Here is a 25,113-nt window from a genome sequence, read left to right as displayed (position 1 = left end):
CAGCGGCCGGCACTACCGGATCAGACGCGGGCAACGCGGCAGTCAGGCGTTGCGCACGGCCAGCAGCTCGCCATTGCCCACCGGCACCAGGCTGGTGCTGAAGTCCGGATCAGCGTCCAGCAGCACGCGCAGCGGCTGCATCTCTTCCGCATGTGAGGTGGCGTTGTCCACCACCAGCAGGCCACCCGGGCGCAGCACGCGGCGCAGCTGTGGCCACCAGCCGGCGTACTGCCCGCGGTCCGAATCGAGGAACAGCAGGTCAATGCTGGCATCGGCGGCCTGTGCCAGCCACTGCCCGGCATCGTCGTGGACCAGCGTGATGCGATCGGCCAGGCCACTGCGCGCGAAGGTGTCACGTGCCATCGCCACCTTGTCCTCGGCGTACTCCAGCGTGGTCACGTGGCCGTCGATGGCGGCGGCGGCCTCGGCCAGCCATAACGTGGAATAGCCGTTGGACGTACCGATTTCCAGCACCCGGCGAGTGTTGCCGAAGCGCACCAGCACCAACAGGAATTCACCGGTCTCCGGCGTGATGTTGAGCATTCGTCGGCCGCGCTCGCTTTCGCGTGCGTCGTTGTCGGCGCCGAAGCGGACCAGTTCGTCCTTGAGTGCCTGCAGCATGGGGCCTACTTCCACCACGCGCGCAGCAGCGCCACTGCGCCGACCGCACCGGACAGCCAGCTCCACGCCGGCACGTCGCCCCAGTACCAGCCCGGCGGCTGCAGCACATACATCAGTGCAGCGATGGCCAGCAGGCCGACGCCGGTGATCGCGCCGACCGCATGCTTCTGCAGGCGCTGCACGCTGGCATCCAGTGCGGCCAGGTCGCGCGAACGCATCGACAGTTCGTGGCGGCCTTCCACCTGCTGGGTCAGCCAGGCGTGCACCAGGCGCGGCATGTCCGGTGCATGGGTCATGATTTCCGGCAGGCGCTTGCCGATCTCGCGTACCACCCGGCGCGGGCTGTAACGTTCGCGCAGGATCTTTGCCAACACCGGCTTGGCCACCGCCCAGATGTCGATCTGCGGGTCGAGCTGGCGGCCGACGCCTTCGATGTTCAGCAGGGTCTTCTGCAGCAGGATCAGCTGCGGCTGCAGGGTCAGCTGGTAACGCTGGGCCACGCGGAACAGCTTCATCAGCACTTCGGCCAGCGAGATCTGCGACAACGGCCGGGTGAAGTACGGCTCGCACACCGAACGCACGGCGGCCTCGAGGTCATCGATGCGCACGTTGTCGGGCATCCAGCGCGCCTGCACGTGCAGTTCGGCGATGCGGCGGTAATCGCGGTTGAAGATGGCCATGAAGTTCTCGGCCAGGTAGTACTGATCTTCCTGCGAGAGCTGGCCCATGATGCCGAAGTCCAGCGCGATGAAACGCGGGTTGGCGCGGCGCGCCGGATCGGTGTCGACCCAGATGTTGCCGGCGTGCGCATCGGCGTGGAAGAAGTTGTCGCGGAACACCTGGGTGTAGAACACCCGCACGCCCTTGGCGGCCAGCGCCTTGCGGTCGATGCCGGCCTTGTCCAGCGCAGCGATGTCATCGGACGGGATACCCCACACGCGCTCCAGGGTCAGCGCGCGCTCCGCGGTGTGGCTCCAGATCACTTCCGGCACGTACAGATCGTCGCTGTTTTCCCAGAAGCGGCGCAGCACACTGGCATTGGCGCCTTCGCGCTGCAGGTCCAGCTCGGCAGCCAGGGTGTTCTCGACTTCGGCCACCACTTCGCGCGGGCGGATCTTGTCAGCGCGCGGATGGGTGCGCTCGACCAGGGCAGCGAGCGAGTTGAGCAACGCGATATCGGCGTCGATCTGCTTCTCGATGCCCGGGCGCAGCACCTTGACCACCACCTGGCGGCCATCGGCCAGCGTCGCTGCGTGCACCTGCGCGATCGAGGCCGAGGCCAGCGGTTCGGTATCGAAGCTGGCGAAGGCCTCGCTGACCGGCAGGCCCAGCGCTTCCTCGACGATACGGCGTGCGGTCTCGCCATCGAACGGCTTGACCCGGTCCTGCAGCAGGGTCAGTTCATTGGCCACGTCCGGCGGCACCAGGTCGCGGCGGGTGGACAGGATCTGGCCGAACTTGACGAAGATCGGGCCCAGATCCTGCAGCGCCAGGCGCAGGCGCGCACCGCGCGACTGTGCGGCGATGTCGGCCGAGGCGCGCGGCACGAACGGCTTGGCCAGGCGCAACCAGCGCTCGGCCGGGGTGCCCTGCAGCAGGTCGTCGAGGCGGTAACGCAGGATCACCCGGCCGATGCGGCTGGCGCGCAGCACGGCCTTCATGCGGCACCCCGCAGGCGCTGCACGCGTGCACCGAGACGTTCGACGTCATCGCGCAGCACGTCCACATCGTCGTGGAAGGCATCCAGCTCGGCACGAGGCACCACGTCGCGCGATTCCTCGGTGATGAACTCGGCGGCGCTGTGGGCCAGGTCGATCGCGCCCTGGCGCGCATGCTGCAGGGCGCTGCGCAGGGTGTTGGCCACCTGCACGCCCAGCACGTCGCCGAACACGCTGACGAACGGCTGCTGCCAGTCCGGGTCAAAGCCCTTGGCCAGCTGCTGCAGGCGACGCGCCAGTTCGGCGTCGCCGGCCACGCGCACGCGACCCTTGCCGTTGTTGTCGGCACGCCGTGCGTTGGCCAGCAGCGGCAGCTGCGCGAGCACGCCGGCCAGGCTGCTGCGCACGGCCAGATCGGCTTCCTGTGCGTCCACGGGGCCGACCCGCAGCTGGTCGCCATCGACGCTGATGCGCATCGCCAGCAAGGGCGCTTCCAGGGTCAGATCGATGTGCCGGCCGTCGAGGCTGGCCAGTGCATGGCGGGTATCCGGATCCAGCGCCAGCGCGCGGTTCAGGGCGATCTGCAGGGCGCGGCCAGCGACCGGCTTGAGGGACTTGAGCAGGGAGAGAGCCATGTGCGCATTCTACCTGCGTGGGTGGTGGGCTTGGGCCGGGCTGCCACCCGGCACCCGCAGAGGCAACGGCAGCGGCAACAGCCGAAGCAACAGCAACAGCGGGCATTCCGTGGGTTGGCGGGGTGGGTCCGGTGGCGGGGGACGCCGTAAACCCATCCATGGGGGCTTGACCGCGGCATCCATGCCGCGGACACCCCCGCCACCGGACCCATCCCGCCTTCGACAGGTTCCTGCGATCTGTCAGGCTATCCGGGGTCGGATCCCGTTGCTGCGCAACGGGCTCTGACCCCCCTATTGATGGGCCATGGAGGACGCTAGATCCACGCCATGCGTGGATGGATTTCTGGTTCATCTGTGCCTCACGCGGAGGGCCGATGAAGGTTCATGCTATGAGGCCACGCAACGCACAGGACATCGCAACACCATGGCACGGACCCGGGTCGGCATCATCTTCGGGGGCAAGTCCTCCGAGCACGAAGTTTCGCTGCAGTCGGCGAAGAACATCCTCGATGCGCTCGATCGCGAGCGCTTCGAGCCGGTGCTGGTCGGTATCGACAAGCAGGGCCAGTGGCATCTGAGCCAGCCGGATACCTTCCTGATCAATGCCGATGATCCGTCGCGCATCGCGCTGCATCGGTCCGGTACGTCGCTGGCGGTGCGCCCGGGTGTGGAACAGGCACAGCTGCAGCCCTCCGATGCGACCAGCGCGCTGGGCCAGATCGATGTGGTGCTGCCGATCGTGCACGGGCCGCTGGGCGAGGACGGTGCGCTGCAGGGGCTGCTGCGCATGGCCAACCTGCCCTTCGTCGGTTCGCCGGTGCTGGGCTCGGCGGTGGCGATGGACAAGGACGTGACCAAGCGCCTGCTGCGCGACGCCGGGCTGAAGGTTGCGCCGTGGCTGTGCATCAGGCGTCACCAGGCCGCTGACGTCGATGTCGATGCGGTGATCGCGCAGCTCGGCCTGCCGCTGTTCGTGAAGCCGGCAAACCAGGGTTCGTCGGTGGGTGTGAGCAAGGTCAAGGATGCAGCGGGCTTCGCCGCGGCACTGGCATTGGCGCTGCGCTACGACCACAAGGTGCTGGTGGAATCGGCGGTGGTCGGCCGTGAGATCGAGTGCGCGGTGCTGGGCAACGAACAGCCGCAGGCCAGCCTGTGCGGCGAGGTGGTGGTGCACGACGAGTTCTACGCCTACGACACCAAGTACATCAACGAGGATGGCGCCGAGGTGGTGGTGCCGGCGGACATCGATGCCGCAACCCAGGCGCGCATCCAGCAGATCGCGCTGCAGGCCTACCAGGCGCTGGAGTGTGCGGGCATGGCGCGCGTGGACGTGTTCCTCACCGCAGACGGTGAGATCGTCATCAACGAGGTCAACACGCTGCCGGGCTTCACCCGCATCAGCATGTACCCGAAGCTGTGGGGCGCCAGCGGTGTGGACTACACCACGCTGATCACGCGCCTGATCGAACTGGCGCTGGAGCGCCATGAAGCTGATCGCGGATTGCACAGCGCCGTGTAGGGGCGCTCTGTGTCTCTGTAGAGTCGAGCATGGCTCGACTCTACAGAGAGGGCGTGCCGGCCAGCGGCCGGCACTACCCTGCGGTCTTCTAGCCGCGCTTGCGGAACATCGAGATCACCGCCAGCACCAGGAAGATCACGAACAGGATCCAGGCGATGTTGCTGGCGGCACCGGCGATGCCGGAAAAGCCGAGCACGGCGGCGATGATGGCGATGACGAAAAAGATGACGGCGTAATGCAGCATGGCGCTCCTCGCAGATGTCCGGGCCGTTGGATGGCGTGGGTCCATCCTCCCGATCTGGCGGTGTGCAGCCAGTGATGGCGATCTATGCAGCAGATGAAGCCTTCAGCCTGCGCAGTCCTTCTTCGATGCTGACCTGCGGCACGTAGCCGAAGTCACGGCGCGCCGGCTCCATGCTGTACCAGTGCGGCGTGCACAGCTGCTCGGCCAGGAAGCGGGTCAGCGGCGGCTCGCCACGCAGGCGCAGCAGCGGCCACAGCCGCTCGCAGACCGCACCGATGCGATAGGCGGTCTTGAAGCTGATCGCCTTGTCCACCGTCGGCGCACCAACGGCGGCCAGCAGCTTGTTGACCAGCTCGCGCATCGGCAGTGGTTCGCCGTTGGAAATGAAGTAGGCCTTGCCCGCACAAGCGGCGCCCGGCGCCAATGCTTCGAAAGCGAGGAAGTGCGCGAGCGCGGCATTGTCGATGTAAGTGGTATCCACCTTGTTGTTGCCATCACCCACCAGACGCAGGCGCCCCTGCCGCGCACGCTCGGCCAGCCTCGGCACCAGCTGTTGGTCGCCCGGGCCCCAGATCAGGCGCGGGCGCAGTGCCACCGTCGCCAGCGAGGCATCGTTGGCGGCCAGCACGCGCTGTTCGGCGATCGCCTTGGTGGCCGCATACGGTGCCTGGAAGTCCTCGCCGTATGGCACCTCGTCAGCCCCCAGGCCTTCCACCGGATGGGTAGCGCGGTGGGTCACGCTGGGCGTGGAGGTGTAGACCAAGCGACTGATGCCGTGCGCGCGGCAGGCCGCGAGGACGTTGTCGGTACCGACCACGTTGGCCTGGTGGTAGCTGTCATAGCTGCCCCAGGCGCCGGCCTTGGCGCCGTTGTGGAATACCGCATCGACGCCGGCCACTGCATGCAGCACCGCCTGCGCATCGGCCAGATCGCCACGGATCTGGCCCACGCCCATGGCCTGCAGTTCCGGATAGTGGCTGCGGTTGAACGCCAGCACCTGGTGGCCACGTTCGACCAGCCCGCGGCACAGCGCCTGGCCAAGGAAACCACCACCACCGGTGACCAGGATCTTCATGCGCGCTTCTCCAGTTCGGCGCTGGCCCAGACGGCGAGCTTCTCGCGGCCGATCTTGGCGTTGTGACGGATATCGACGGGGAACGCGGGATGCATCAGTACGTGCTGCAGGTTCGCCTCGGGCAATCGCAGGGTGGCCTGGGCGCGCAGCGCCTCGCGCAACGCCGGACTGTCGCTCTGGCCACGCTGCAGTTCCACGCACAGCACCGGCACCTGCGCACCCGCCGGGCCAACGCCAACCAGTGCCGTGCGCGCCACGCCGGGCACGGTGTTGAACACCGGCTCGACCTGTTCGGTGTACAGCGGCCCCTGTGCGGTTTCCACGCGATGGGTCTTGCGACCGCAGAACCACAGGCGGCCCTGCGCATCGAAGTAACCCACGTCACCCATGCGATGGACGATGCGGGCACTGCCATCGGCCAGCGTCTCGCGGATCTTCGCCGCCGCGGTGGCCTGCGGGCGGTTGAAGTAACTGTCGGTGGCGGTCGGCCCGGCCACGGTGATCTCGCCCACCTCGCCGGTGGCCAGCACGCGCGCCTGCGACCAGTCGGCCAACGGTGCGTCATCGATGGCGATGATGCGCACCTCGTTCGGCGCCACCACGCTGCCCACGCAGGTCCCGGCGCCGGCCTCGGTGGCCGCGCGGGTACGCTCCAGCTCGCGTCCCTCCACCACCGCCACCGGCAGGCACTCGGTGGCGCCGTACGGGGTCCAGAACTGCGCGTCGGCGGGCAGCAGGCTGCGGATGGTGGCGACCACATCCGGCGGCACGGGGGCGCCGGCCGAGGTCACCCGGGTCACCGTCGGCAACGGCCGGCCGTGACGGGCCAGCACCCGCATCAGCGCAGGCGAGCCAAACAGTTGGGTCACGCCGAAGCGCTGGATGGCGTCATGCAGGCGTGCCGGGTCGGCCTGTGCCGGCCGGGTCGGGTCCATGTCCGGGATCACCGAGGTCAGGCCCAGCGCCGGGTCGAACAAGGCAAACGGCGGGAAGGTCGGCAGGTCCACCCCGCCCGCTTCCATGCCGAAGGCGCTGCCAAGCAGCTGGATCTGGCCGACGAAGTGGCGGTGGCGGTAGACCACGCCCTTGGGCACGCCGGTGGAGCCGCTGGTGAACAGGATCGCGGCCATGTCCTCGCCATCGGTGGCGGCCAGCATCGGCCCCCCGTTGGCGCCGGCGCGCTCCAGCGCAGCCAGGGAGGTCCCGCCCCAGCCGAGGCGGCGGCCGACGGTAACCAGGCGGGTCGCCGAGGGCGCCCAGCGCAGTACCAATCGCGCCACGTGCGCCAGCGGAATGCCAATGAAGGCCTCCGGCTGCGCCTCGTCCAGGCACTGCTTCAGTGCGCGCTTGTCGATGCCCGGGTCGACCAGCACCGGCACCGCACCCAGTTTGAACAGGGCAAACATCAACAGGAAGAACTCCGGCGACGGCCGCACCATCACCACCGTGCGCACCCCGCGGCCGATCCCGTAGCCGGCCAGGCCAGCCGCCATGGCGTCGCTGCGGGCGTCCAGCTGGCGGTAATCCAGGGTCACGTCGTAGGCGGCCATGCCGTTGCCGGCGCCACGGCGGCCCGGGCAGCGGATGGCGATCTGGTCGGGTCGTTCACGCGCCAGTTCAGGCAAACGGGCGGCAATGTTGCAGGGTCGGTTCATCCGTTCATTGTCGCCGCTTACGGAATTTCTTGCGCGGCGGCCCACTTCGTGGAAAATCCGCACCTTCGTTCCTGATTCCGACTGCCGCCCGAGGCGGCTTGCCCATGCAACATCCCTGCATGACCTGCGGCGCCTGCTGCACCCAATACCGCGTGGCCTTCCACTGGATGGAATCGGACGAGGTCACCCCCGGCGGCGTACCGCACCAGCTGACCGAGGTGCTGGACCCGCATCGCCTGTGCATGCGCGGCACCCACTCCAAGCCTGTGCGCTGCGTGGCGCTGGATGCGCAGATCGGCGTGTACTCACGCTGCACCATCCACCCCAACCGGCCCAGTGTGTGCCGTGAGGTGGATGCGTCGTGGGAGTACGGCAAGGCCAGCCCGCAGTGCGACAAGGCGCGCATCGCCTACGGCCTGGATCCGCTGACCCTGGCCGACTGGCGCTGGCGCGACGCGGCCGACAACGACGACGACCATCCGGACGACAACGGCAACAGCCCGTCGCCGCAGGCGCCGGTCGCGGCGTAGGGGTAGTGCCGGCCGCTGGCCGGCAACCTCATGAACCCGGCGCGCATTGCGCGCTTGCTGGCCAGCGGCCGGCACTACCGGGATCCGACCCGGGACCCGATCAGAGCGGGTTGGCGTCCAGGAACGCGCGGATTTCCGGCACCAGCACTTCGTGCTTGTCTTCCAGCACGTAGTGGCCGGCGTCCTCGAAGGCATGCACCTGGGCCTGCGGCAGCGCGGCCTGGAAGCCCTTCAGGAAGTGGTGGTCGAACACGAAGTCGCGCAGGCCCCAACCGAGGAAGGCCGGGCGGTCGGCGAACGACGGCAGCGCCTTGCCGGCCCGCTCCAGCAGCGACCAGGCCTTGTCGGCCGGCGACAGCGGGATGTCCTGCATGAAACGGATGGTGCTGATGCGGTTGGCGTAGCTGTTGTATGGCGACACGTAGGCGCGGCGCACATCGGCCGGCATCTTGCGCTCCACGCCCAGCCACGAGGCGCCGGACGAGAACGCGTTGAAGGTGCGGATGATCCACTCGCCGATCTTCCAGTGGCGGCCCAGCGCGATCTGCCACGGCATCGTCTTTGCCGCCGGCATCGGGAACGCGGCGGTGTTGAGCACCACCAGGCGCTTCACCTGGTCGTGGTGCGACAGCGCCCAGCCGAAGCCGATCATGCCGCCCCAGTCGTGCACAGCCAGCGTCACCGGGCCGGTGATGCCCAGGTGCTTCAACAGCGCGTCGAGATCGTCCACGCGCGACTGCAGGGTGTATTCGTAGCGGCTATCGTCCGGCTTGTCCGACAGGCCCATGCCGATGTGGTCCGGCACGATGCAGCGGTACGTGTCCGACAGGCCGGCCACCAGCGTGCGCCAGTAATAGCTCCACGACGGGTTGCCGTGCACCATCACCACCACGTCGCCATCGCGCGGGCCTTCGTCGAGATAGTTCATCGACAGGCCGGGGCGGACCTCGAAGCGCTGCGGGTGGGCGGGGTAACCGGGAAGATCGCGCATGCGGAGCACCTAAGGAGAGTCGCGGCGCGATGTAGAGCCGAGCCGATGCTCGGCTGCTCTCCGGTCCGCTGCGGAAGAGCCGCGCTGCGCGCGTGAGCCGAGCATGGCTCGGCTCTACAGGAGGTCGGGCAGCGGGCTGCTTACCAGACCACTTCAGCCATCGAGCAGTTCAGGCCCGAGCCGATGCCGAGCAGCGCGATGCGATCGCCCTTCTTCAGCTTGCCCAGCTGCTTGAGCTTGCTCAGCACGATCGGCACCGAGGCCGGGCCGATGTTGCCGTGCTCACCGAAGATGGTCATGACCTTCTTCGGGTCGATGCCGAAGTTCTTGATGAACGCAGCGGTGTGCGGCTGGCTGACCTGGTGGATCACGAACTGGTCCAGCTCTTCCACGGCCCAGCCCAAGGCGATCTTGGCGGCGGTGAAGGTCTTCTGGGCCAGCTTGATGCCTTCGATCAGCAGCAGGCGGGTATCGGTGACCATGCGGTCCAGGTTGCCCAGGCACAGCTGGTTCCACTCGGTGGCCGAGCGGGTCACGCCGCCCTTGTAGCGCGGTGCGTCCGGCACCAGCTCCGAGCGCGCCATCACCATCGCGGCGGCACCCGAACCGGTGGTCAGGGCGGCCAGCTCGTTGCGGAAATCGTCGGCGGTGACGTCCGGGGCGGTCATGCGCTCCAGGGTCTTCTCGTACACCAGGTTGGCAGTCTCGCCATCCACCACCAGCGCGTAGTCGATGTCGCCGCGCTCGATCATGCGCGCCGCGATATCCATGCCGTTGATGAAGGCCAGGCAGGCATTGGCGACGTCGAAGGTCATGCACTCGTCGCTGACGCCGAGGTTGCCCGACACGATGGAGGCCGTGGACGGCTCCAGGTAGTCGCGGCTGACCGAGGTGTTGACCAGCAGGCCGACCTGCGTCGCATCGATGCCCGCGTCTTCCAGCGCCTTGCGGCCGGCCATGGTGGCGGCATCGGACGCAAGCACGCCGTTGTCCCACAGGCGGCGGGCATGGATGCCGGCGATATCGCCGAGCACGTCGGTGCGGATACCGAGGCGATCCAACGTCGGCTGCAGCCGCTCGTTGATTTCCTTGGTCGTCAGCGTATGCGGCGCATCAACGTGTGCCAGGCCGGCGATCGAGACATTCTTGAAGAGCATCGAGGTTAGCGCCAAGGCTCAGGCAAAAGGGGGCGCTATTCTATAACCCCCGGAGCCTTCACCGCATCTTTACGAATTCAGGCTTGGCCGTATGGTGAAGCGTTCAGCGCGGCGGGCACTGGAAAGCGGCGAAGCGCTGACTGCCATCGGCCGGAGCCGCGGCGGCCTGCACGGCATTGGCACCGGCGCTCGGCGCCTCGTTGCGGGCCAGGGTTTCCAGCTCTTCCTGCACACGCAGCGGGTTGCGGTTGTAGAAGCCGACCTTGCTCTTCACGGTGACCACCACCTCGCCCTTGGCGATGCAGCCGGCCGGAACCGGACCTGCCGGCAGCACGCGGGTCGCCTTGCCGGCCGGTTCGATCGGCACCCAGGTACAGGCGGTGACGGTGAGCAGCAGGGAGGAAAGCAGCAGAACGCGCATGGGCAGATCCTGGAAGGGTATGGGGGGATTCTGCCTGAACAGCCTGAATCGGGGGTAGCCGGTGGGGGTCGGATCCCCCGCAGGGGGCTCTGACCCCGCCTTCGGGTCACGGAGTTGCCGGCCAGCGGCCGGCACTACCACGGCAAGGTTGCCGGCCAGCGGCCGGCACTGCCGGGGAGCCGGCCCGCCACAGGGCGGGCCGGGTAGTGCCTTACTTCTTCACCGGGTTGCCTTCGGCGTCGATCACCGTCACCTCGCCCAGGTTCAGCGCACGCACGGCCGCTTCGGTCTGCTTGAGGTCACCCACCACCACCCAGGTCAGCGCCTGCGGCTTGATCTCGGCGGCGGCCTGCTGCACCTGCGCCGGGGTCATCGCCTCGATCTCGGCCTTGCGACGCAGCACGTAGTCATCCGGACGCTTGAACTGCACGATCGAACCGATGGTCGACGCCACCGCGCTGGCGGTCTCGTAGGCACCGGGCAGGCTCAGGGTCTGGATGTTGCGGATGCGATTGACCTCGGCGGCGGTGGCCGGCTTGCTGCCGTCGGCGAACGCGGCGATCTCCTTGCGCATTTCCGCCAGCGCCGGGCCGGTCTTGTCGATCTGCACCGGCGCGCTGGCCATCCACGGGCGCTGGCCCACCGAGTTGGTCGCACTGCTGCGCGCGCCGTACGACCAGTGCTTGTCCTCGCGCAGGTTCATGTTCAGGCGCGAGGTGAAGTCGCCACCGATCACGCCGTTGGCGATATCGAAGCGGGTCGAACTGGCGGCGCTGGACGGCGGCACCACCTGGCCGGCGAACAGGTTGGCCTGCACCGCGCCCGGCTGGTCGATCAGGAACACGCGCGGGCCCTTCGGCAATGCGACGTCGGTGGCGGCCTTCACCTGCGGGGCATCGCCCGCAGCCTTCCAGTCGCCCAGCTGCTTGTCCAGCAGCGGCACGATTTCCGCCAGCGTGGTGTCACCGACCACGATCAGGGTGCCGTTCTGCGGACGCAGCCAGTCGTGGTGGAAGTCGACCAGGTCCTCGCGGGTCAGGCCGTTGATTGCCGCTTCGTCACCGCTGCCGGTGAACGGAATGGCGTACGGGTGGCCCTTGCCGTACAGCAGCGGCGGCAGCACGCGCATCGCCACCGCACCCGGGTTCACCTTCTCCTGCTGGATGCCGGCGATCCAGGTCGCCTTGACCCGGTCGATCTCGCCCTGCTCGAAACGCGGTTCGCGCAGCAGGTCGCGGTACAGCGCCAGCGACGGGGCCAGGTTCTCCTTCAGTGCCGACAGGTCCACGCTCATCGAATCCAGGCCGGCCGAAGCATCCAGGCTCGCGCCCAGCGCGTCGGCGGCATCGGCGAAGGCCAGCGAACCGAGCTTGCCGGCGCCTTCGGTCATCAGGCTCATGGTGAAGTTGGCGGTGCCCGGCTTGCGGCCCTGGTCGGCGCTGAAGCCACCCGGGAACTGGTAGCTGAACTGCACCACCGGAATCTCGTGGCGTTCGGCCAGGATCACCTGGGTGCCGTTCTTCAGGGTGGCGCGCTGCAGTGCCGGGAACTTCAGCTGCGGGAACTCGCGGGTCTGCGGCACGCCGGCCTTGCGGTCCACCTGCTCCGGCAGGGTGCTGTACTTCGGGTCCACCGCCGGCACGGTGAACGGCTTCGGCGTCTGGCTCGGATCTTCCTTCAGCGCCACGCGCTCACCCGGTGCGATCACCAGGGTGTGGCTGCCCTTGTCCAGCCACTGTGCACCCAGGCGGCTCAGATCGGCGGCACTGGCCTTCTCGATGTTGGCCAGCGAGGTGCGGAAGCAGCCCGGGTCGCCGGTGAACACCGCGCATTCGGCCAGCGCATCGGCCTTGCCACCGAAGCCACCGATGCGCTCGATGCCACGGATGAAGCCGGCGCGGGCGCCGGTCTTGGCGCGCGCCAGCTCGGCCGCGGTCGGGCCCTGCTTGATCAGGCGGTCCAGTTCCTCATCGATGATCTTCTCGACCTTGGCCGGGTCCTGGCCCTGCTTCACGGTCGCCACGATCACGAAGTTGGAGCCCAGCTGCGACGTCGACAGGCCCGAGCCGATGCTGTCCACCAGCTTGTCCTGGTGCTGCAGGCGCTGGCTCAGGCGCGAGGACTTGGCGCCGCCCAGCACTTCGGAGAACAGCTGCAACTGGTCGATGTCGGCGGTGCCGACCTGCGGCACGTTCCAGGCGCGGTAGATGCGTGCCTGCGGCACCTTGTCGGTCATCGTCTCGCGGGTATCGGCACTGCGCTTGGCCACGTTCACCGCCGGCTGCGCCATGGTCGGGCCAGCGGGGATGCTGCCGAAGTACTTGGCGACTTTCTCCTTGGCGGTGGCCAGATCGATGTCACCGGCCAGCACCAGCACCGCGTTGTTCGGGCCATACCAGGTGCGGAACCAGGTCTTCACGTCGTCCAGCGAGGCCGCGTTGAGATCGTTCATCGAGCCGATCACGCCGTGGTGGTACGGGTGGCCGACCGGATACAGCGCCTTGTTGATCTGGTCCCAGGCCTGGCCGTAGGGCTGGTTCTCGCCCTGGCGCTTCTCGTTCTGCACCACGCCGCGCTGCTCGTCCAGCGCAGCCTGGTCGATCGCACCCACCAAGTGGCCCATGCGGTCCGACTCCATCCACAGCGCCATGTCCAGCGCGGTGGTCGGCACGTTCTCGAAGTAGTTGGTGCGGTCGGTGTTGGTGGTGCCGTTCTGGCCGGTGGCGCCTACCTGCTTGAACGGCTCGAAGTACTCGCCGTCGTGGTTTTCGCTGCTCTGGAACATCAAGTGCTCGAACAGGTGCGCGAAGCCGGTGCGGCCGGCCGGTTCATCCTTGCTGCCCACGTGGTACCAGACGTTGACCGCGACGATCGGTGCCTTGCGATCGGTGTGCACGATCACGCGCAGGCCGTTGGGCAGGGTGAACTGCTCATACGGGATATCGACCTTGGCCGGTGCCGCCGGCTTGGCGGCCAACACAGGAGTGGGCGCAAGCGAGCCCAGGGCGGTGCTGAGGGCGACGGCCAGCAGTGCAGCGCGCGGGCGAAGGGCGAGAGACATATCCGGATCCTTGGTCACATAGGTGAACCCCGATCCTAGCCTGCGCACGCAGCGGCAGGAATCGGTCGGCAGTCACTGGGGGTGTTTGCCCCTGTGCACCATCCGCGGTCGCGCGCCGCCGTGTCCTGGGCGGTCACATGCACCGGCAGCCATCGTCCGGACAGTGTCCGCGGCACATCGAGTGGACAGGTGTCCGCCCACCGGACACTTCTCGGTCAAACAAAAACCCTTGCAAATCAACAACTAAAAGTTGGCACGGGGATTGCTTGGTACTTCCTGCGCCAAGAAGGGCTTCAGACGAAAGCTGACTGAAGACTGAACAAATGCAGGAAACCGAAAATTTTCCTTGCAAGCCCAGAATCGGTGTACTACCTTACTACCACACCACTGATCACCAACACTAAACAGGCCCCGTCATGAACGCCAAGACCATTGCCATCGCCATCGCCCTGATCGCCGGCACCGCGGTTGTTTCGTCGGTGCAGGCCTCCGAATCCATCAAGACCCTGTCCACCGTGCAGGTCCGCCCGGCCGCCGACCAGCTGGCCCAGCAGGCCTGGGAACAGGCCAGCGGCATCCCGACCCTGGCCACCGTGGAAGTGCGCCCGAGCGCCGACCAGCTGGCCGAGCGCAACGGCTACGTCGCCGCCCCGGTCGCCGCCGCGATGCCGATCACCACCCTGGCCTCGGTGGAAGTGCGCCCGAGCCTGGAACAGCGCGTCGCCCTGGCCGCCGAGCTGGAAGCGCAGCGCTACGCCGCCACCCTGGCTGCCGCTGCCACCAACGTCGCCAACTCGGTCATCGTCAACCTGCCGGCCCTGCAGGTGCGCCCGAGCGCCGCCGACCTGCAGGCCCTGGCCACCGAAACCGCCCAGGTCCTGCTGCGCCCGTAACCGGTGCCGCCCTGCCCCGTGCAGGGCGTGCGCCGTAAAGGCGGCGGTCGTCGCAGGTACACTGCGCCGATGAATGCCGCGCCCCAGTTCCACGTGATCCTGTTCCAACCGGAAATCCCGCCCAACACGGGCAATGTGATCCGGCTCTGCGCCAACACCGGCGCGCAGCTGCACCTGGTCGAGCCGCTCGGCTTCGCACTGGAAGACAAGCAGCTCAAGCGCGCCGGCCTGGACTACCACGAGTACTCGCGCCTGCAGGTCCACCCCGACCTGGACACCGCGCTGGCGCGGATCGCACCAAAGCGCCTGTTCGCCCTCAGTACGCGTGCCAGCGTCCGCTATGACAGCGTGGCGTTCGAAGACGGTGATGCCTTCCTGTTCGGCCCGGAAAGCCGCGGCCTGCCGCAGGACGTGCTCGATGCCTTGCCCGATGGCCGCCGCCTGCGACTGCCGATGCGGCCGGACAACCGCAGCCTCAATCTTTCCAACACCGTGGCCGTGGTGATGTACGAAGCCTGGCGCCAGCATGGGTTTGCCGGCGGGGCGTAAACCGCCTCAGGTGGGTGTGGACCGCTCTGGTGGGCACGGACCGCTTCTGGTGGGTGCGGACCTTGGTCCGCACCGATGCCTGGTCGCGCGCTGAAGGAATGTGCCAACCAAGGTTGGCACCTACCAAAGGCAGGTCCAGGCAGCCGCCGAGAACCTCTGATGGCTGTGGATCGCTTCTGGTGGGTGCGGACCTTGGTCCGCACCGATGCCCGGTCGCGCGCTGAAGGAATGTGCCAACCAAGGTTGGCACCTACCAAAGCACATCCCAGGTGGCCGTGGCAGGTGCCATGCGCAGTCGATCCACGCCATGCGTGGATGGTGTTCCCCGCACCGCCTAGAACGCGTTGATGCCGGTCAGCTCACGGCCGATCACCAGCTGGTGCACGGTCTCGGTGCCTTCATAGGTGATCACCGATTCCAGGTTCAGCGCGTGCCGGATCGCCACGTGCTCGGTGGTGATACCGGCCCCACCCAGCAGATCGCGACACTCGCGGGCGATGTCGATGGCCATGCGGCAGTTGTTCCACTTGGCCAGGCTGACCTGCTGCGGCTGCAGCTGGCCGGCTTCCTTCAAGCGGCCCAACTGCAGCGCCAGCAGCTGCGCGGTGGTGATGCGGCGGGCCATTTCGGCCAGCTTGATCTGCGCGCTCTGCGTGGCCGCCAGCGGGCGACCGAACAGCACGCGTTCCTTGGCATAGCCCAGCGCTTCATCCAGGCAGGCAATGGCAGCGCCGATCGGGCCCCAGCTGATGCCGTAGCGGGCCTGGGTCAGGCAACCCAGCGGGCCCTTGAGGCCCTTCACGTTCGGCAGGCGATGGCTGTCAGGCACGCGCACGTCATCGAAGAACAGCGCGCCGGTCAGCGACGCACGCAGGCTCATCTTGTGCTTGATCTCCTGCGTGGTGAAGCCGGCCATGCCCTTTTCCAGCACGAAGCCCTGGATGCCGTCTTCGGTCTGCGCCCAGACGATGGCCAGGTCGGCCACCGGGCCGCTGGTGATCCACATCTTGCTGCCGCTGATGCGCCAGTCGCTGCCGTCACGCACCGCGCGGGTCTTCATGCTGGCCGGATCGGAACCGCCGTGTGCCTCGGTCAGGCCGAAGCAGCCGATCAGCTCACCGCGCGCCATCGCCGGCAACCACTGCTGGCGTTGCTCCTCGCTGCCGTAGGCATAGATCGGGTACATGCACAGCGAGCTCTGCACCGAGACGAAGCTGCGCAGGCCTGAATCGCCGCGCTCCAGCTCCTGGCAGATCAGGCCATAGCTGACCGCGCCCAGATCGCCGCCGCCGTATTCGGCCGGCAGGGTGGCGCCCAGCAGGCCCAGCGCGGCGATCTCCGGCACCAGCTCTGAAGGGAAGCGGGCCTGGTCGAAGGCATCGCCGATGATCGGCAGCACGCGCTCGTTGGTGAAGCGGGCGACGCTCTCCTGCACCGCGCGCTCTTCCTCGTTGAGCAGGGAACGGACATCGAACAGATCGTACGGATGCAAAGCCATGGCACTCACGCGCAGTCAGGACCCGGCCATTGTCGGTCATCCGGGCAGAGCGTGCCGACCAAGGTCGGCACCCACCAGAGCGGCGGCCCTACGCTGCGTTGCAGCAATCCGGGTGTGAACATCGTCGATCTAGCTCGATCACGCGCGGCCCGGTACCCTGACACATTCAAACAACCGTTTCGCTCGTGGCTGCACGCGCGATTCCCAGGCAACCGCCGGTGGCCCCGATGCCGGCACTACCCACGAGTCATGCAATCGATGAGCGCTGAAGCCAACGCCCTGCCCCCGCGTGAAGTAATGGAGTTCGACGTGGTGATCGTCGGCGCCGGCCCCGCCGGCCTGGCCACCGCGATCCGCCTGCGCCAGCGTGCGATCGAAGCCGGCCGCGACCTGTCGGTGTGCGTGCTGGAGAAGGGCTCCGAACCGGGCGCGCACGTGCTGTCCGGCGCGGTGATGGATCCGCGCGCACTGACCGAACTGTTCCCGGACTGGGCCGAGCGCGGCGCACCGCTGAAGCAGAAGGTCACCCGCGACGAATTCCTGTTCCTCAGCGAAACCGGCGCACGCAGCACGCCCAATGCGCTGCTGCCGGAGTGCTTCCACAACGAAGGCAACTACATCATCAGCCTGGGTGAAGTGACCCGCTGGCTGGCGCAGCAGGCCGAAGCGCTGGAAGTGGCGATCTTCCCCGGCTTCGCCGCAGCCGAGGTGCTGTACGGCGACAACGGTGAAGTGATCGGCGTGGCCACCGGCGACATGGGCATCGAGAAGGACGGCAGCATCGGCCCGGCCTTCGAACGCGGCATGGCGCTGCAGGCCAAGTACACGATCTTCGCCGAAGGCGCACGCGGCCATCTCGGTCGCCAGCTGATCGCGCGCTACAAGCTGGACGAAGGCAAGGACCCGCAGGCCTACGGCATCGGCATCAAGGAACTGTGGCAGATCGACCCGGCCAGGCATGAGCCGGGCCTGGTGGTGCACGCCGCCGGTTGGCCGCTGGACAGCGATACCTATGGCGGCGCGTTCCTGTACCACGCCGACGGCGGCAAGGTCGCCATCGGCTACGTGGTCGGCCTGGACTACAGGAACCCGTGGCTGAGCCCGTTCGAAGAGTTCCAGCGCTTCAAGACCCACCCGTCCATCCGCAAGCACCTGGAAGGCGGCACCCGCATCGGCTACGGCGCGCGTGCGATCACCGCCGGCGGCCTGCTGTCGCTGCCCAAGACCGTGTTCCCCGGTGGCGCGCTGGTCGGCTGCGAGGCCGGCTACCTCAACGCCAGCCGCATCAAGGGCAGCCACGCCGCGATCAAGACCGGCATGCTGTGCGCCGACGCCGCGTTCGATGCACTGGCTGCCGACCGCCAGCACGACGAACTGAGCGCTTATCCGAAGGCCTTCGAAGCCAGCTGGCTGTTCACCGAGCTGCAGCAGGCCAAGAACTTCAAGCAGTGGTTCAAGAAGGGCCAGACCGTGGCCACGCTGATGACCGGCGTGGAGCAGTGGCTGCTGCCGAAGCTGGGCGTGCGCAACCCGCCGTGGACCCTGCACCGCACGATGCCGGACCATGCCTGCCTGGAACCGGCGGCCAAGCACACCCGCATCGCCTACCCGAAGCCGGATGGCGTGCTGACCTTCGACCGTCTCAGCTCGGTGTTCCTCAGCAGCACCAACCATGACGAGAACCAGCCCAGCCACCTGACGCTGAAGGACCCCAGCATTCCGGTGAAGGTGAACCTGGCCGAGTACGCAGGCCCGGAAGCCCGCTACTGCCCGGCCGGCGTGTACGAGTTCGTCGGCGAAGCCGACAACGCGCGCCTGCAGATCAACGCGCAGAACTGCGTGCACTGCAAGACCTGCGACATCAAGGACCCGACCCAGAACATCGTCTGGGTGACCCCGCAGGGCGGCGGCGGCCCGAACTACTCGGGCATGTGATCGCTCCGGGCTGCGACCGCGTGTCGCAGCCCGGCCGCTCCACTGCACCGCTATCCTGCCCGCCCATGCGTGCTTTCCGCCTGCTCATCACCGTTGCCGTGGCGCTGGCTGCCACGGCCTGCCAGCGCCCGCCTGCGGCACCCACCACGCCGCAACAGGCGCAGCAGCAGGCCATGCAACGCGCATTCGAACTGTGTGCCGGCTGCCACACCGTGCAACCTGGTGGCATCCACCGCTTCGGACCCAATCTGCACGGCGTGATCGGCCGCCGCGCTGGCAGCCTGCCGGACTATGGCTATTCCGACGGCATGCGCCGCGCCGATATCACCTGGACCGCGCAGACCCTGGATACCTTCCTGCAGTCGCCAACCCACCTGGTGCCCGGCACGCGCATGTACAACGCCTTCCCCAGCGCCGAACGCCGCGCCTTGGTGATCGCCTACCTGCAGCAGCAGTCGGCTCAGTGAGCCAGGCGCTGCAGCTGTTGCTGCAGCCGCACCACGAATTCCGCCACTGCTGTGAACAACGGCGCCACATCGGTTTCCGCCGCATCCTGCAGGCGCTCGACCAGTGCGTTGGCCTGCCCGGCCAGTCCCGTTGCCCCCACGGCGCCCAGCCCGCCGGCCTGACGATGCAGGTGCAGCGCGGCAGACGTGCGGTCACCGGCCTGCAGCGCACGCTGCACGGCCGCCAGATCACCTTCACTGGCGCGCAGCAGACTCTCGCTCAGCTGCTCGGCCACTGCGCGCGAGCCGAAGCGCTGCTGCAGCGTCGCCAGATCGGGCAGCGCATCACCATCGTCGCCTGCCGCCTCGACCACCGGCGCCTCGAATGACTGGCCCTGCGCCTGCGGCAACCAGCGCAGCAGCGCGGCGCGCAGCGTGGCCAGCGACAACGGTTTGGCCAGCACCTCGTCCATGCCCGCCTCGCGGCAACGACGTGCATCGTCATCCAGCACACTGGCGGTCAGCGCCAGCACGGTCAGCCGCGGCTGGCCATTGCGGCCTTCGCGTTCGCGCAGCAGGCGGGTGAAGCCGAAGCCATCCAGCACCGGCATCCGGCAGTCGGTGATCACCAGGTCGAAATGTTCCGATGCCAGACGATCCAGTCCCTGCTGGCCATCGCCGACCATCACGTGCGGCACGCCCAGCTGCTGCAAGCGCCAGGCCATCATGGCCTGGTTGGTCGGGTGGTCCTCGATCACCAGCACCCGTGCCTCGCGCAGCGGCGCGGGCAGCAGCGCCGCCTGATCCTGCTCGGCCACCAGCGCCTCGACATCGCCGCTGCCGGCCTCCACCAGCGACAGCCGCACCTCGGCGCGGGTGCCCTCGCCCAGCGTGCTGTGCAACGCCAGCTCGCCGTCCATCATCTGCACCAGGCGCTGGCAGATGCTCAGGCCCAGCCCGGTGCCGCCGTGGTCACGCTGGATGTAGGCGCCGGCCTGGGTGAACGGCGCGAACAAGTGCTGCAGCTGTTCCGGTGCGATGCCGATGCCGGTATCGGTGACGCTCAGGCACAGTGGCTGCCCCCCTTCCTCGCTGGTCGGCCCCACCACGTCCAGCTGCAGGCGAACCTCGCCCTGCGCGGTGAACTTGATGGCGTTGCTGAGCAGGTTGAACACGATCTGGCGCAGGCGCACGCCATCCACTTCGTGGGCCGGCGCCAACTGCGGGTCGATCTGCACGTGCAGCGCCAACCCACGTGCACTGGCCTGCGCGGAGAGCAGGCGGCACACACTTTCCAGCAACGGCCGCAGCGGCTGCGGCACCGGCTCCAGACGCAGTGCGCCAGCCTCCAGCCGTGAGTAGTCGAGGATGTCGTCCAGGATCTGCCGCAGCATCTGCGCCGAGTCTTCGATCACCCCCAGGATGCGCTGCTGTTCGGCGTCCAGCGGCGAATGCGCCAGTACTTCCAGCATGCCCAGCACGCCACTCATCGGCGTGCGGATTTCATGGCTCATGGTCGCCAGGAAGCGCGACTTCGCTTCCGCCGCCTGCTCGGCCTCGGCCTTGGCGGTAACCAGGGCGTCGGCCTGTGCACGTGCTTCGCTGACATCCACCCAGTAGCCACTCCAGGTCACCGCGCCGGCTTCCGTGGCATACGGATGGGCCTCGCTGCGCACCCAGCGCGCGCCTTCGCCCTCGGCGCGCAGGCGGAACTCGAGGATCAGCGGCGCGAACTGGCGCGCGGCCTGTTCGACGGCCTGCAGAATGTGTGCGCGATCGTCTTCTTCAATGCGTTCCAGCAGTGTCCTGGCGTCCTGCTCGGCCTGCTGCCGGCTGATGCCGAACAACGCCTGCAGATCGCCGGCGATGAACGGGAAGCTGAGCATGCCATTGGCGTCGCGGCGTGCCTGGTAGACCACCGCAGGCAGGTTGTCGGTAACCTCGGCCAGCCGCTGTTCCAGATGACGCCGCCCAGCCACTTCGCGGCGCAGGCGCCAGTAGCCGATGCTGTGCACCAGCAGCGCGGTCAGCAGTACCAGCAGCAGTGGCAGGCCCCAGCGCAGCACGCTTTTCCAGTCAACGCCATGGCGATACTCCACCGCCAGCCAATCACCCCGCAGCGCCTCATGCTTGCGCGGCGTGATCTGCAGCAGCAGGCGGTCGAAGGTGGTCGCCAGCGCGGCATGCCGGCGCTCCACGGCCAGCACCAGCTGATCGTTGAAGCCTGCCGGCGCTGCGACCTGCAGGCGGCCGGGGAAACGGGTGCGCAGCAGGTGGTCGACCAGCGCCAGATTGCCCACGTAGGCATCGGCGTCGCCATCAAGCAGCCGCTGCATCGCCTGCTCCGCACTGCGTGCCGCCATGATCCGGGCCTGCGGTGCCTGCTGCAGTACGTAACCCCGCACGCGCTCGGGATCGGACAGCAGCACACGCTTGCCCTGCAGGTCCGACAGGCCCAGCAGCGCAGGGCTGTCGACGCGGCTGACGATCACGTTCGGCACACTGATGAAGGGCTGGCTGAACACCCAGTCCGGCCCCAGATAGCGCGAATCGGCGGGAATGCCCATCACCGCCTGCAGCTCGCCACGGCGGGCCTTCTCACGCACCTCATACCAGTCGTGGCTGCTTTCCGGCTGCAGGTTGGCGCCGGCCTGCATCAGCCGCCGCAGGTACTCACTGGCCAGGCCGCTGGGCTTGCCTTCCTTGTCGGTGAACGACAGCGGCGCTGCGTTCGGTGCGAAACCGATCCTCAACGGCTGCTCCAGAACCCGTTTTTCGGCCTGGCTCAACGCCATCCGGGCCGATGCCGACCATTGCGGTGGCGGCAGCCAGCGCTTCGCCAGGGCATCGCGCTGGGCCTGGCTGGTTGCAGCCAGCGCCAGATCCAACGCTTCGGCCAGCGGCTGCTTGCTGTTGGGTATGCCGAAGTGCAGGCGTTCGGGGGGCAGATCACTCGGCCGCAGCAGCACCACGCCCCGCAGGCGGTGGATGGCGATCAGCTCGGTGGCGACATAGGCATTGCCGATGTAGACGTCAGCTTTGTCGTCTCTGACCATCTCGAGCGCCGCCAACGAGCTGTTTGCGACAAGCTGCCGGGCCTGCGGGAAACGCGCCCGCACCTGCGGGCCGGTCAGGAAGTCCTGCTCGATCACCACCCGCAGGCCATCCAGATCGGGATTGTCGGAAGCACGCAGGTCGTCGGGGCGGCCCACCAGCGCCAGCGGCGCCTCGCCGTAGGCGGCGGTGTAGACCATGCAACGGGTACGGTCGGCACTCAGACCGACATTCATCACCACATCGATCTCGCCACGACATGCCGCATCCAGCACGGCGGTCCAATCGGGAAAGCGACGGGCCTCGACCTTCACGCCCAACTGACGGGCAAGAAGCGACAGATAATCCGGACCCAGACCCACCTGCTGGCCATCATGGAGGGACTCGAACGGCGGCCAGCCGCTGTCATACTGCCCCACGACGATGCTCGGATGGGTGGCCAGGTACTCGCGCTGCAGGGGACTGAGCGGCAGCAGGCCTGGAACGGCCTGCGCCAACGCTGCCGGCAGCGCCAGTACGGCCAGCAGCAGGACCAGCCCGCGAACAGCCCAGCTACGCATCGGCATCGATCTCCTAGAATCCTGCCAGGGACCGCGATGGTCGCGGCCCGGCCAGCCCGGTGGCCATACTAGAGCATGAGCTTGCGCATCATCATCGCAGACGACCACCCGGTGGTCCGTATCGGTACCCGCGCCGTCATCGAATCGAGCGGGGTCGGCCGCGTGGTCGGCGAAGCCGACAGTGCACAGGCGCTGATGGGCCTGCTTGGCAGCCAGCCCTGCGACCTGCTGGTCACCGACTACTCGATGCCTGGCAGCCCCCAGGCCGACGGCTTCGCCATGATCGGCATGATCCGCCGCCGCCATCCCGATTTGCCGGTGTTGATGCTCAGCGTCTCCAACAACCTGGCCATCCTGCGCATGGTGCTCGACAGCGGGGTGCTCGGCCTGGTCGACAAGAGCTCATCGATGGACGAGCTGCCGCAGGCCATCCAGGCGGTCTATCGCGGCCAGCCCTATATCAGCCGCAGCCTGCGTGAGCGCGTGGAGGCCGCCGGCAGCTGGCGCATGCGCGAAGGTGACGGCAAGCCGTTGTCGCCGCGCGAGGTGGAAGTGCTGCGGTTGCTTGGCACCGGCATGACCGTGAAGGAAATCTCGCTGCAACTGCACAAGAGCGTCAGCACCATCAGCCGGCAGAAGGGTGACGCCATGCTCAAACTGGGCCTGAAAGGCGACGCCGAACTGTTCGACTACCTGCGTGACGGCAGAATCTGAACCCCGCACATCGGACGGTTGAACTTTCAGCCTTGCTTCATGCCGCCTGCCGCTAGATGAATGCGCAAGCCGCACGGTGGGCCAGGCAATGTTCCGGCAATGTTGGAACGCCAGCGTGGACACCACGGCAGCCGGGGCGCCCCAACGCCCTCCCTGCCCAGCGTGGCATGCACCTCACAGGAGAACGAACATGCTCAGTACTTCCACACTCAGCTTCCGTGGTCTGGCGATGGCCCTGGCACTGGTTGCCGGTGTCGCCGTGGTCAGCGATGCCAGCGCGATGTCGAGGAAGGACAAGCGCACCCTGGTCGGCGCCGTGGTTGGTGGCGTAGCCGGCAACCTGCTCTCCAACGGTGATCCCGCCGCAACCGTCGGCGGTGCCGTGGCCGGCGGTGCGATCGGCAACCTGACCACCTCCGACCGCCGCGACCGTCGCTATTACGACAACCGCTACTACGACAATCGCTACGACCGCCGTTACGACCGTGGCTACTACCGCAGCGGCTACTACGACCGCGGTGACGACCGTCGCTGGCAGCGTGAGCGCTACTACGACAACCGCTACTACAACGACCGCGGCCGCCATCGCGGCTGGTAAACAGCGCATCGGCAACGCCGGCGCCGATGCAGGGACGGGCGGGTCGATGACCCGCCCGTTTGCGTTGACCACGCGCATGGCGTTGAATGCGCAGCCTTGGATGTGACTTTCCCTCTCGGGCTGCGGCATGACTTCTTCCTCCCACCGCGTGCAGGGCCTCAACAACGATGAGGTCGCCGCCGACTGGCCGCCGATCAGCGCCGCAGACCTCGCGTGGCTGCGCCAGCGCTTCCCGCAACTGGATGCGGACAGCCCCCCGCACTGGCACAGCCCCCGGCCACTCTCGGCCGCTGCCATCGTCAATGGCGCTTGCGCGCCGGTGTTCATCAAGCGCCACCACCACAGCGTGCGCAGCGCGGCCTGCCTGGAAGAAGAACACCACTTCATCGCCCATCTCGCCGCCGCCGGCGTACCGGTGGTGCAGGTGCTGGCGGCCACCGATGGCCACACGGCGCTCGAACACGGCGAATGGACCTTCGAGCTGCATGCGGTCGGCGTCGGCGAGGACCTGTACCGCGACGCCGTGTCGTGGTCGCTGCTGACCGATGCCGCACAGGCCCGCGAAGCCGGCCGCATGCTGGCCCAGCTGCACCGTGCCGCGGCCAGTTACCACGCGCCACAGCGCAGCACCCACCTGCTGGTCGCGCGCGACGATCTGATCCGCGCCGATGATCCGATCGCGGCCATCAAAGCGGGGCTGCACGAGCGCCCCGGCCTGGCCCGCTATCTCGCGCGCATTCCGTGGGAAGCGCAGCTGCAGCGCGACGTGCTGCCGTGGCATGCCGGCCTGGCCACGCGCCTGCGCGACGAACCGCGCCTGTGGGCGCACAACGATTGGCATGTCTCCAACCTGCTGTGGCGCGAGGGGCAGGTCAGCACCGTGCTGGATTTCGGGCTGGCTTCACCCACCAGCGCACTGTTCGACCTCGCCACGGCGATCGAGCGCAACGCGGTGGCGTGGCTGGAACTGGAGCGCGGCATGGAGGCGGTGCGCATCGATATCGCGCTGGCCCTGCTCGACGGCTACCGCCAGGTACTGCCGTTGTCGGCGGCACGCGTGCACCTGCTGGCCGACCTGCTGCCCATGGTCCATTTCGACTTCGCACTGTCCGAAGTGGAGTACTTCGAAGGCATCACCGGCTCGACCGCGAATGCCGACGTGGCCTGGCAGCCCTTCATGCTGGGGCACCCGGCATGGTTCCGCACCGCGCCGGGGCAGACGCTGCTGCAGGCCCTGCACGCGGCGGCGTGACCCGGTTGGCGCACCGTTGGGGCCAGATCCCTTTCCTGCGGAAAGGG

The 25,113-nt window shown here is 67.8% G+C and carries 21 protein-coding genes; 9 read left to right on the top strand and 12 right to left on the bottom strand.

What is annotated here, in order from left to right; translation table 11 throughout:
• Nucleotides 1–42: 42 nt before the first annotated feature.
• From SriyCCGPB3_RS00830 to SriyCCGPB3_RS00820, 3 genes are read right to left on the bottom strand one after another with little or no spacing between them, the layout of a single operon-like run.
• Nucleotides 43–621, bottom strand: a complete 579-nt coding sequence (locus SriyCCGPB3_RS00830; RefSeq protein ID WP_153856723.1) for an O-methyltransferase — start codon at nucleotides 619–621, stop codon at nucleotides 43–45.
• Nucleotides 622–626: 5 nt separating this feature from the next.
• Nucleotides 627–2,282: a ubiquinone biosynthesis regulatory protein kinase UbiB gene (gene ubiB, locus SriyCCGPB3_RS00825; RefSeq protein ID WP_110710728.1), complete on the bottom strand. Its 1,656-nt coding sequence runs from the start codon at nucleotides 2,280–2,282 to the stop codon at nucleotides 627–629.
• Nucleotides 2,279–2,914, bottom strand: a complete 636-nt coding sequence (locus SriyCCGPB3_RS00820) for a ubiquinone biosynthesis accessory factor UbiJ (RefSeq protein WP_110710727.1) — start codon at nucleotides 2,912–2,914, stop codon at nucleotides 2,279–2,281. Before SriyCCGPB3_RS00820 ends, ubiB begins: the two co-directional genes overlap by 4 nt.
• A 424-nt stretch (nucleotides 2,915–3,338) precedes the next feature.
• Here SriyCCGPB3_RS00820 and ddlA point away from each other — a divergent pair, with 424 nt between their 5' ends.
• Nucleotides 3,339–4,433 (top strand): D-alanine--D-alanine ligase, encoded by a 1,095-nt coding sequence (gene ddlA, locus SriyCCGPB3_RS00815; RefSeq protein WP_197611573.1) that lies wholly within the window; start codon nucleotides 3,339–3,341, stop codon nucleotides 4,431–4,433.
• An 88-nt stretch (nucleotides 4,434–4,521) separates the two neighbouring features.
• Here the strand turns inward: ddlA and SriyCCGPB3_RS00810 are convergent, their stop codons facing one another.
• From SriyCCGPB3_RS00810 to oleC, 3 genes are all read right to left on the bottom strand, one after another.
• A complete protein-coding gene (locus SriyCCGPB3_RS00810) occupies nucleotides 4,522–4,677 on the bottom strand; it encodes a DUF1328 domain-containing protein (RefSeq protein ID WP_049429804.1) in 156 nt (51 codons plus the stop codon).
• Between the two features lie 82 nt (nucleotides 4,678–4,759).
• Nucleotides 4,760–5,752, bottom strand: coding sequence for a 2-alkyl-3-oxoalkanoate reductase (gene oleD / locus SriyCCGPB3_RS00805; protein WP_197611574.1), 993 nt, complete (start codon nucleotides 5,750–5,752; stop codon nucleotides 4,760–4,762).
• A complete protein-coding gene (oleC, locus tag SriyCCGPB3_RS00800) occupies nucleotides 5,749–7,407 on the bottom strand; it encodes an olefin beta-lactone synthetase (protein WP_164162952.1) in 1,659 nt (552 codons plus the stop codon). Before oleC ends, oleD begins: the two co-directional genes overlap by 4 nt.
• Nucleotides 7,408–7,511: 104 nt before the next feature.
• Here oleC and SriyCCGPB3_RS00795 point away from each other — a divergent pair, with 104 nt between their 5' ends.
• The gene (locus tag SriyCCGPB3_RS00795; protein ID WP_097048174.1) at nucleotides 7,512–7,937 is read left to right on the top strand and encodes a YkgJ family cysteine cluster protein; all 426 of its coding nucleotides are present in this window, start codon (nucleotides 7,512–7,514) and stop codon (nucleotides 7,935–7,937) included.
• Between the two features lie 100 nt (nucleotides 7,938–8,037).
• Here SriyCCGPB3_RS00795 and SriyCCGPB3_RS00790 read toward each other — a convergent pair whose 3' ends face one another.
• The 4 genes from SriyCCGPB3_RS00790 to SriyCCGPB3_RS00775 form a co-directional block, all read right to left on the bottom strand.
• Entirely contained in the window at nucleotides 8,038–8,928 is an 891-nt protein-coding gene (locus SriyCCGPB3_RS00790; protein WP_180854566.1) for an alpha/beta fold hydrolase, read from the bottom strand.
• Between the two features lie 140 nt (nucleotides 8,929–9,068).
• Nucleotides 9,069–10,085: a 3-oxoacyl-ACP synthase III gene (locus SriyCCGPB3_RS00785; protein WP_014035559.1), complete on the bottom strand. Its 1,017-nt coding sequence runs from the start codon at nucleotides 10,083–10,085 to the stop codon at nucleotides 9,069–9,071.
• 103 nt (nucleotides 10,086–10,188) lie between these two features.
• Nucleotides 10,189–10,506 carry a DUF4156 domain-containing protein gene (locus SriyCCGPB3_RS00780; protein ID WP_005407628.1) on the bottom strand — a complete coding sequence of 106 codons (318 nt, stop codon included), beginning with the start codon at nucleotides 10,504–10,506 and terminating at the stop codon, nucleotides 10,189–10,191.
• A 211-nt stretch (nucleotides 10,507–10,717) separates the two neighbouring features.
• Complete coding sequence (locus tag SriyCCGPB3_RS00775) at nucleotides 10,718–13,567, bottom strand: M16 family metallopeptidase (protein WP_110710723.1); 2,850 nt, start codon at nucleotides 13,565–13,567, stop codon at nucleotides 10,718–10,720.
• Between the two features lie 416 nt (nucleotides 13,568–13,983).
• Between SriyCCGPB3_RS00775 and SriyCCGPB3_RS00770 the strand changes: the two genes are divergently transcribed.
• Together SriyCCGPB3_RS00770 and SriyCCGPB3_RS00765 are read left to right on the top strand one after the other, a co-directional pair.
• Entirely contained in the window at nucleotides 13,984–14,460 is a 477-nt protein-coding gene (locus SriyCCGPB3_RS00770; RefSeq protein WP_014035556.1) for a hypothetical protein, read from the top strand.
• 69 nt (nucleotides 14,461–14,529) lie between these two features.
• Nucleotides 14,530–15,009, top strand: a complete 480-nt coding sequence (locus SriyCCGPB3_RS00765) for a tRNA (cytidine(34)-2'-O)-methyltransferase (protein WP_005407625.1) — start codon at nucleotides 14,530–14,532, stop codon at nucleotides 15,007–15,009.
• Between the two features lie 334 nt (nucleotides 15,010–15,343).
• Here SriyCCGPB3_RS00765 and SriyCCGPB3_RS00760 read toward each other — a convergent pair whose 3' ends face one another.
• Nucleotides 15,344–16,507 carry an acyl-CoA dehydrogenase family protein gene (locus tag SriyCCGPB3_RS00760; protein WP_071228793.1) on the bottom strand — a complete coding sequence of 388 codons (1,164 nt, stop codon included), beginning with the start codon at nucleotides 16,505–16,507 and terminating at the stop codon, nucleotides 15,344–15,346.
• A gap of 258 nt (nucleotides 16,508–16,765) precedes the next feature.
• Between SriyCCGPB3_RS00760 and SriyCCGPB3_RS00755 the strand changes: the two genes are divergently transcribed.
• Both SriyCCGPB3_RS00755 and SriyCCGPB3_RS00750 read left to right on the top strand, forming a co-directional pair.
• The gene (locus SriyCCGPB3_RS00755; protein ID WP_350259739.1) at nucleotides 16,766–18,442 is read left to right on the top strand and encodes an electron transfer flavoprotein-ubiquinone oxidoreductase; all 1,677 of its coding nucleotides are present in this window, start codon (nucleotides 16,766–16,768) and stop codon (nucleotides 18,440–18,442) included.
• Nucleotides 18,443–18,507: 65 nt separating this feature from the next.
• Complete coding sequence (locus tag SriyCCGPB3_RS00750; protein WP_110710720.1) at nucleotides 18,508–18,909, top strand: c-type cytochrome; 402 nt, start codon at nucleotides 18,508–18,510, stop codon at nucleotides 18,907–18,909.
• Here the strand turns inward: SriyCCGPB3_RS00750 and SriyCCGPB3_RS00745 are convergent.
• Nucleotides 18,903–22,502, bottom strand: a complete 3,600-nt coding sequence (locus tag SriyCCGPB3_RS00745) for an ATP-binding protein (RefSeq protein WP_350259738.1) — start codon at nucleotides 22,500–22,502, stop codon at nucleotides 18,903–18,905. The genes SriyCCGPB3_RS00750 and SriyCCGPB3_RS00745 overlap by 7 nt on opposite strands.
• A gap of 75 nt (nucleotides 22,503–22,577) precedes the next feature.
• On the opposite strand from SriyCCGPB3_RS00745, the gene SriyCCGPB3_RS00740 reads away from it, so the two are divergent.
• The 3 genes from SriyCCGPB3_RS00740 to SriyCCGPB3_RS00730 all read left to right on the top strand — a co-directional run bounded on the left by SriyCCGPB3_RS00740 (nucleotide 22,578) and on the right by SriyCCGPB3_RS00730 (nucleotide 25,066).
• Nucleotides 22,578–23,216, top strand: a complete 639-nt coding sequence (locus SriyCCGPB3_RS00740) for a response regulator transcription factor (protein WP_110710719.1) — start codon at nucleotides 22,578–22,580, stop codon at nucleotides 23,214–23,216.
• A gap of 190 nt (nucleotides 23,217–23,406) precedes the next feature.
• On the top strand, nucleotides 23,407–23,814 hold the full coding sequence (locus SriyCCGPB3_RS00735; protein WP_014035547.1) for a glycine zipper 2TM domain-containing protein: 408 nt from the start codon (nucleotides 23,407–23,409) through the stop codon (nucleotides 23,812–23,814).
• Nucleotides 23,815–23,941: 127 nt separating this feature from the next.
• On the top strand, nucleotides 23,942–25,066 hold the full coding sequence (locus tag SriyCCGPB3_RS00730; RefSeq protein ID WP_153856712.1) for a phosphotransferase enzyme family protein: 1,125 nt from the start codon (nucleotides 23,942–23,944) through the stop codon (nucleotides 25,064–25,066).
• The last annotated feature ends 47 nt before the right edge of the window (nucleotides 25,067–25,113 follow it).

Source organism: Stenotrophomonas riyadhensis, from assembly GCF_040256885.1.
Lineage (GTDB): Bacteria > Pseudomonadota > Gammaproteobacteria > Xanthomonadales > Xanthomonadaceae > Stenotrophomonas > Stenotrophomonas riyadhensis.
Note: the sequence above shows the minus strand (reverse complement) of the source record. Positions and strands in the feature narration are given on the sequence as shown.